4 protein-coding genes are annotated in these 8,455 nt (G+C 35.6%); all 4 read right to left on the minus strand.

Annotated features, from left to right (window positions below):
- Positions 1 to 194 precede the first annotated feature (194 nt).
- Positions 195 to 875, minus strand: a complete 681-nt coding sequence (locus ASC72_RS04910; RefSeq protein WP_056187695.1) for an aspartate/glutamate racemase family protein — start codon at positions 873 to 875, stop codon at positions 195 to 197.
- 153 nt (positions 876 to 1,028) lie between these two features.
- Complete coding sequence (locus tag ASC72_RS04915; RefSeq protein ID WP_056187699.1) at positions 1,029 to 3,032, minus strand: OmpA family protein; 2,004 nt, start codon at positions 3,030 to 3,032, stop codon at positions 1,029 to 1,031.
- Positions 3,033 to 3,044: 12 nt separating this feature from the next.
- Positions 3,045 to 3,950, minus strand: coding sequence for a type IX secretion system membrane protein PorP/SprF (locus ASC72_RS04920; RefSeq protein WP_056187703.1), 906 nt, complete (start codon positions 3,948 to 3,950; stop codon positions 3,045 to 3,047).
- A 50-nt stretch (positions 3,951 to 4,000) separates the two neighbouring features.
- A complete protein-coding gene (locus tag ASC72_RS24750) occupies positions 4,001 to 5,656 on the minus strand; it encodes a gliding motility-associated C-terminal domain-containing protein (RefSeq protein WP_056187709.1) in 1,656 nt (551 codons plus the stop codon).
- Positions 5,657 to 8,455: the final 2,799 nt, after the last annotated feature.

The raw sequence follows: 8,455 nt of genomic DNA on the forward strand, positions 1-8,455 counted from the left end.
TTACACGGAAAAGATAATAAAAAAGGAGTAGAAAACCTTTTGTTTTCTACTCCTTTTAATTAACAGTTTATTCGTGAAAAGACTTTTTCAGTGCCCTCGAGAAATCTGAGGCTTTTTTGTTTTAACCATCTTTGTCAACATCCGTTACGTTCACGAGCGGGACGTTTGCGCCAGCGGGAGATGCCTTTTGCTTGTCAAGAAGTTATAAATTCCACAATCGCTTGTGAATGAATTTTTGTAGTGTCAAACACGGGAATTTCAAAATCGTCCTGGCTTACTAACATTGGTATTTCTGTACAGCCTAGTACAATACATTCTGCTCCCCTGTCTACCAAATCTTTTACAATTTCTTTATATTTTTTCTTTGTTTCAGGGTTAATAAATCCAACGCCCAATTCTTCTCTTAATGTGTATTGGATATATTCTCTAGTTTCAAGTTTTTCAGGTATTAAAACCTCAAGTCCAAACAATTCAAGTTTGTTTCTATAAAAGTCCATCTCCATTGTAAACTTTGTACCTAAAAGCCCAATTTTTTTAAACTCATTTTTGTTTATTGTTTTGGCTGTTTCTGTAACTATGTGAATTACTGGCAAATTAATCTCTTGCTGAAGTCTGTCAGCATAGAGATGGGCAGTGTTTGCACACAATGCAATTCCATCTGCTCCACTTTTCTTTAAATTTTCACAAGCATTAAGCAACAAATCATATGAATTGTCCCAACTTTGAGTATAAATGTCTCCAAAGTTCAATGAGTAAATAATACATTCAGCAAAATTTAATCCACCTAATTTTGCATTTACTCCTTCGTTTATAAATTTGTAATAGTCTAATGTTGATGTCCAACTTATTCCTCCAACTAATCCGATTTTCTTCATTTTTTTATTTGTTTGTCGTGGTTTTTAAAAATTAAAATGATAGCAGACAAACGAGTCAAAAGTAATGGAATATTTAAAGAATTGAGTAAATAAACTAAAATTATGAAAATAGAATATTTAGCAAATTAAAAGAAAACCATTGCAGAAAAAATCTTACAAATTAGTAATAATAAACTCGCTTCGTCTATTTTGTTCATGTTCTTTTTCAGTACATTTTACACCATCAGCACAGCGATTAACTAATTTAGTTTCTCCATATCCTTTTGCTGTTAACCGGTTTCCGTCAATTCCTTTCTGAATAAGCCAGTTTTTTGTTGACTGTGCTCTTTTCTCTGATAAAATCATATTATTTGCATCAGATTGTCGGCTATCTGTATGAGACCGAATATCAAGTTTTATACTTGGGTATTCATTTAATAAATTAACAACTTTTTGCAATTGAGGTTCAGATGTCTTTTTAATAGTAGCTTTTCCCAAATCAAAAAAATTCATAGGAATGTGAAGTAATTTTGCTAAATCTGTCCCTACTCTTATAGCTCCAATTTTAATGGGACTAACCAAGACTTTTTTCACCTCAATAGTTTTTGCAGCCACCATAGGTTTGAACACTTTATCTATTGAAATCTGCAAAGTCGTTTTTCCATTTACTTTTTTAACCGCAATAGGAATTTCTTTCATTCCATAATCATTTTTAGAAACTCTTATAGCATATTTTTTACCGCATTTTATATTCGGAAAAATATAATTCCCTTTTTCATCTGAGACAATTGTCAGGACAACATTAGATTTTTCATCAAATAAAGTTAGCGAAGCATTTGGTAATAATTCATTTGATTCGGAATCGATAACTGTTCCCATTAAATCTTGTTCGCAAACGAGTTTTCTGGTTTCCGTAAATCGATAAATATCATCTAACCCGTGTCCATTTTCTCTGTTTGAAGAGAAAAATCCATTTCTGTTTTTATTATCAATTGTAAATCCGAAATCGTCCTGTTTACTATTTATTGGCTCGCCTACGTTTTCTACATCTTCAAAAGTATTATATTCATTTATTTTTGAGACAAAAACATCCAACCCTCCTAATCCCGGACGACCATCAGATGCAAAATAAAGCTCATTTTCACCTGAAATAAAAGGAAATGTGTCTCTTCCTTCTGTATTAATTGAATCTCCTAAATTTTCAGGTTTACCAAAAGTACCGTCTCCATTTATAGCTACTTTAAATAAATCGGACAGTCCTAAAGTTCCTGGCATATCTGAAGCAAAATATAAGGTTTTCTCATCTACACTTAAAGCAGGGTGTGCTGTGCTATATTGATCGCTATTAAATGGAAGCTCTTTTATATTTTCCCATTCATCATTTATTAACTCAGCTCTATATAATTTTAGAAGCGTTATTTCTTTTTCGCTTGCGCCTCTTTTCCCATCTATAAAATTATTTCGGGTAAAATACATGGTTCGCCCATCTTTTGTAAAAACGGGTGTTGACTCATTGAATTTTGTATTTTCTTTTTTCTGTAAAAATTCTGGTTTCGAAACACTTCCATCGGGCATCAAATCGGCTTTATATAATTTAGAGAACGATTTATTGGTCCATTTAAAATAACGCTTCGCAACTCCTCCTGTATCGCGTGCTGAAGTAAAAACAATTTTATTATTATAAACAACACTTCCATAATCAGAATAAGGGGAATTAATTCCGGCATCAGCAATATCGAATCGTCCTGAATTTGACTTAATTTCTTCTAAATAATTTTTCTCATTTCTGATTAATGAGGCTCTTTTTTCTAAACCTGCTTTTTGATTGAACCGCTCTAAAATTTCATTTGCCTTTTGATAATTTCCTGTTGATTTTAAACATTGAGCATATCGGTACAAATATTCAGATTCTTGTTGATCATTCATTCTGAATAAGTCCTCATACCATTTTAAAGCTTCTTGCAATTCTCCTATAAAATAGTATGAATTACCCAATCGCTGTACAATTTTTTCATCTTTAGTGCCTTTGTTTACAATATGTTCATATGCTTTTATGGCATCTGCGTATGCATAATCCTCATACTTTTTATCAGCGTCTTTTATACTTATTGTTTGTGCATTTATTTTGAAAAAAAAGCACAATAACAAAATAGTATAAGTAATTTTTTTAGTTCCCATAGCAGTGCTTAATTAAAAGAATCTTGGAGAAATCATTTTATTATATTTATTAAAAAACTCAAAACGAAGGAAGATTTCATGTGATCCCGAATTATATTTTCTTAAGTTAGTAGTTTCGTGATCATATCCATAACCTATATATAATCCATCTGAAACCTGAAAGCCCGCCATAGCGCTTACTGAAGCACTCCAACGATAAGCAAGACCAACTGTAAATTTGTCATAAAACATAAAATTACCTGAAACATCAACCTGCAAAGGCGCACCCTGAACCATTTTGGTTAATAATGCTGGTTTAAACCTAATATCATAATTAAGATCAAAAACATAACCCGCTATTAAGTAATAGTTTATTTTATCTTTGAAAATGGCTGTATCATTATCGTCATAACGATTCGTTTCGATAAAATTAGGAACAGACAATCCTAAATAAGCTCTGTCAGAATGCCAATAAACACCTGCTCCAATATTAGGTGTAAATTTGTTATCTAAATCCTGAAACTGAGGATCGTCCTGATCTTCATAACTTAATTTATTAAAATCCAGATTAAAAATATTGGCAGTAGCCTTTATTCCGAAAGAAAGTTTAAACGTTTCAGAAGTTGGAATACTATAAGATAAATCGGCCGAAAGTGTATTTTCATTCGTTGGTCCGATTTTATCGTTTACTAAGGAAACACCTAATCCAAGCTTACTACTATTTAAAGGGGTATTTATTGAAAAAGTACTCGTTTCTGGCGCTCCATCAAGTCCAATCCATTGTGTACGGTACAATCCAAAAACACTTAACACACCACGAGAACCTGCGTAAGCCGGATTTACTGAAATTGTGTTATACATATATTGCGTAAACTGAGCATCTTGCTGCGCGGAACACACAATTGAAAAAAACATAAAAAGTAAAATTAATCTTTTCATTTAGTAAGCTTTAAAAACGGTTTAACCAAGAGCCAAACCGTTTGTCATTTTTATTTATTCATATATAAGTAACCTGATAATTCATGTTGTTTTGAAGCACTGTCTTTATATTTCAAAATATAAAAATAGGTTCCAACCGGAAGACCATCAGTTTGTTTTACAGTTGCACGTCCTGCCGAGATTCCAACAAAAGCTCTGTCTTCATTGTTATAGTGATCAATATCAAATACTAAAACACCCCAACGATTATAGATTTCAACCGTATTATCAGGGTAACATTCTAATCCTTGAATATAAAATCTTGCATTTTTACCATCGCCATTTGGAGAAAATCCATTTAGAACTTTAATCTGGCAACCATCTAAGCTTACTACTGTTGGGTTATCTCCGGCATTGTTTACGTCATCAGATTTATCCTCAACGACAACTCCTTTTGCACTGTGTCCTTGTACACTTGCCTGATTACTCACACTACCCTTATTAATATCATTCTGTGTTATTTTATACTGAGCTGTGAAATTATTTTCATCAGATTCGTTTACATTCAAATTTATTGCTTGTCCTAAAAGCACGATGCCGGTTAAAGGATCAGAAACCATAATTCCGGTTAACGGAACATTTCCTGTATTGCTTACTTTAAATTTATACGTAACTGTTTCTCCTGCATTTGCAAATCCGTTAGCATTCTCATCATTAAAGACTGCTGTTTTAACAATTGCAATAGCCGGAACTTCAACAAAAACATTTAGTGTAGCAGTAACACAATTTGATGAATTTACTTTTTCACAAACCTGATATGTCAGTACATAATTTCCTCCGGGAGTGTTTGGTTTCACATTTACAGTTCCATCCGAATTAAATTCAAAATAAGGACTTTGTGGTGTATTTGAAATCACAATATTTACCGGATTAATTGCTACGCCGTTTAATAAATCATTATCCAGAATATTTATAAATTCAAGTTCCCCATTTATTCCATCAACATTCGTTGCTATATCATTGGTAGCAATAATTTTAGGTGATGCTGGTGGTGCAGGATCTAAAACATTCAAGACATTAACGCTTACAATCGCCTGACTACAATTAGAAGAATTTAAGGCATCACAAATTTGATACGTTAATTGATAGTTTCCAGACGGCGTTCCTGATTTTACCTCCACTGAACCATTTGCATTTAAAACTAAATTCGCATTTGGAACGACAGTCGTTAAAATGGCATTTGCCCGATTTAGTGCTACTCCATTTAAAGTATCATTATCAAATATATTCAATGATGTACTTATTCCTTTATTAGCATCTATTGGTCCTGCTATATCATTATTTGCTTTGATTGCAAAAGTTGGTCTTGCGTTACATTGTGGTGTCGCCGGCGGATAGTTCACTGCTATACTAACTGTTGAATTTAATGAAAATTCCATTGTCACAGCAGTTTTGGTTTTTTCAAATCCATCAGCACCTTCTGCCCATTGGCCATTTGTCAATATCCATCCTGGCCAGTCAATTCCAATTCCATTATTGTCAATAATTGCACCTGGCCATAAAATATTTCCACTTAATGGTAAATTCGTTTGAGTTGCTACAACATTGTTTGCACTGTCAATCCACTTTATAGTTAGTAAATTATTTGGCGTAAAATTATCTGCCGTTACAGTATAAGAAACATACGGAACATTATCTGAACAATAACTATTTGCTGTGACAGCCATAGTTGGAGCGGTAACCGTAACTTTTATTGAAGCCGAACTACAATTAGCCGGATTCAGTTTCTCACAGATTTGATAGATTAATTCATAAATTCCTGCAGGTGCATTGGCCNGTAACCGTAACTTTTATTGAAGCCGAACTACAATTAGCCGGATTCAGTTTCTCACAGATTTGATAGATTAATTCATAAATTCCTGCAGGTGCATTGGCCCCTAAAACTGCTGTTCCATCCGGGTTCAACGTTAAGAATCCTGTTGGATCTGCAGTTACTACAGAAAGGTTCATCGTATTTGCAACAACCGGTAAACCATTATTCGTGTCGTTTGCAAAAACATTGATAAGCGTTGTCGGCTGATTGATGCCAACTATCGATCCTATTGTATCTGGATTAGCCTGTAATGTTCCTCCTGTCACCACAACTTCTGAAATTACACTGTCGCAGTTTGTTGGGTTGTTTACCTCGCAGATTTTATATTCCACATTGTAAGTTCCTGCCGGGGTTCCTGCAGCAACTTTTATCGTTCCGTCTGCGTTTAGGGTCAGTCCTGTTGGAACTGATACTGGACTCAGAATTACTTCTCCCGCATTTGTTCCGATGACAACCGCGCTTCCGTTTAAGGTATCATTTGATACTAATGACGATGTCGTTCCTCCAACAATTCCATTGATTGGAGATGTCGTTTCTTTTACCGCATCGATTACCGGAGTGGTAACCGTAACTTTTATTGAAGCCGAACTACAATTAGCCGGATTCAGTTTCTCACAGATTTGATAGATTAATTCATAAATTCCTGCAGGTGCATTGGNTGGTAACCGTAACTTTTATTGAAGCCGAACTACAATTAGCCGGATTCAGTTTCTCACAGATTTGATAGATTAATTCATAAATTCCTGCAGGTGCATTGGCTCCTAAAACTGCTGTTCCATCCGGGTTCAACGTTAAGAATCCTGTTGGATCTGCAGTTACTACAGAAAGGTTCATCGTATTTGCAACAACCGGTAAGCCGTTATTGGTGTCGTTTGCAAAAACATTGATAAGTGTTGTCGGCTGATTGATGCCAACTACCGATCCTATTGTATCAGGATTAGCCTGTAATGTTCCTCCTGTCACCACAACTTCTGAAATTACACTGTCGCAGTTTGTCGGGTTGTTTACCTCGCAGATTTTATATTCCACATTGTAAGTTCCCGCCGGAGTTCCTGCAGCAACTTTTATCGTTCCGTCTGCGTTTAGGGTCAGTCCTGTTGGAACTGATACTGGACTCAGAATTACTTCTCCTGCATTTGTTCCGATGACAATCGCGCTTCCGTTTAAGGTATCATTTGATACTAATGACGCTGTCGTTCCTCCGATGTTTCCATCAATTGATGGGGATGTAATTTCTTTTACTGCATCGATTACCGGCAATGAAATTATTATCTCTACTGTAGCAGAATCACAAACACTACTATTTGTTGATTTACAAATTGTATATGTAATTAAATGTGTTCCTGTTGATGTATTCGGAGCTACTGTGATTGTCCCGTTTAAATTAAAAGTTATACCAGCTGGAAGTGTTGTTGTGGATACACTAACATCTGCAGGTAAAAATGAGATATCATTTATCTTATCATTAGCAAATACAGTTGAAGAAGTTCCTCCTATCAAACCATTAATTGTTATTGGTGTATCATTTTCAGCACATATGTAATCTAAAATTGTAACATCTGCAGAAGGTAAAGATTTGCAACCTAAAAAATTCGTTACTGAATAATTGTAAGTAGTTCCCGGAACTAATCCAGTAATAACTGTTGTGTTTGTATTTCCTGTAATATTACCAGGATTTATTGTCCATGTCCCTGAAGGTAAACCACTCAATTCGACACTGGCGAATGACGATGCACAAGTTGGTTGAGTAATTATTCCTACTATTGGTTTTGCAACAGTATCCACATTTAACACAAGTTCTTGATCTGCCGTACAACCGTTATTGGTTATTGTGTAAGTATTCGCTCCTGTATAAGTATTTCCATCTACACTCCATAAATAACTTTCTCCCAAACAAATAGTTACTGTAGTAACAATTTTTGTTGGTTTTGGCGTTACGCTCAGATTCAATACCTGGTCTGCCGTACAACCATCGTTTACAATTTTAAGTGCCGACTGGCTGGTTGTGTAAGGCGTGTTGTTGGCCGCCCACGTATAAGTCTCTCCCGAACAGATCGTTGCCGTCGTGATAACATCCGAAGGTTTTGGGGTAACGGTAAGATTGTCTCTCCCGAGCAGATAGTTGCCGTTGTAACAATATCCGATGGTTTTGGCGTTACGCTCAGATTCAATACCTGATCTGCCGTACACCCGTTGTTTGTGATTTTAAGTGCMGACTGGTTGGTCGTATAAGGCGTGTTGTTGGCCGCCCATGTATAGGTCTCTCCCGAGCAGATAGTTGCCGTTGTRACAAYATCCGAWGGTTTTGGAGTAACGGTAAGGTTCAGAATCTGGTCTGCAGTACAACCATCGTTTACAATTTTAAGTGCGGACTGGTTTGTCGTATAAGGCATATTATCTGCTGCCCATGTATAGGTCTCGCCCGAACAGATCGTTRCCGTCGTGATAACATCCGAAGGTTTTGGGGTAACGGTAAGATTCAAAATCTGGTCTGCCRTACARCCRTYGTTTACAATTTTAAGTGCMGACTGGYTKGTMGTRTAAGGCGTGTTGTTGGCCGCCCACGTATAAGTCTCTCCCGAACAGATCGTTRCCGTCGTGATAACATCCGAAGGTTTTGGGGTAACGGTAAGATTCAAAATCTGGTCTGCCG

It is taken from the genome of Flavobacterium sp. Root420 (assembly GCF_001427905.1).
Lineage (GTDB): Bacteria > Bacteroidota > Bacteroidia > Flavobacteriales > Flavobacteriaceae > Flavobacterium.

Excerpts from the sequence above, each read along its gene's own strand:
- ASC72_RS04915 (WP_056187699.1), bottom strand. The coding sequence starts at position 3,032 with ATGGGAACTAAAAAAATTACTTATACTATTTTGTTATTGTGCTTTTTT.
- ASC72_RS04920 (WP_056187703.1), bottom strand. The coding sequence starts at position 3,950 with ATGAAAAGATTAATTTTACTTTTTATGTTTTTTTCAATTGTGTGTTCC.
- ASC72_RS04910 (WP_056187695.1), bottom strand. The coding sequence starts at position 875 with ATGAAGAAAATCGGATTAGTTGGAGGAATAAGTTGGACATCAACATTA.
- ASC72_RS24750 (WP_056187709.1), bottom strand. The coding sequence starts at position 5,656 with ATGGCTGTCACAGCAAATAGTTATTGTTCAGATAATGTTCCGTATGTT.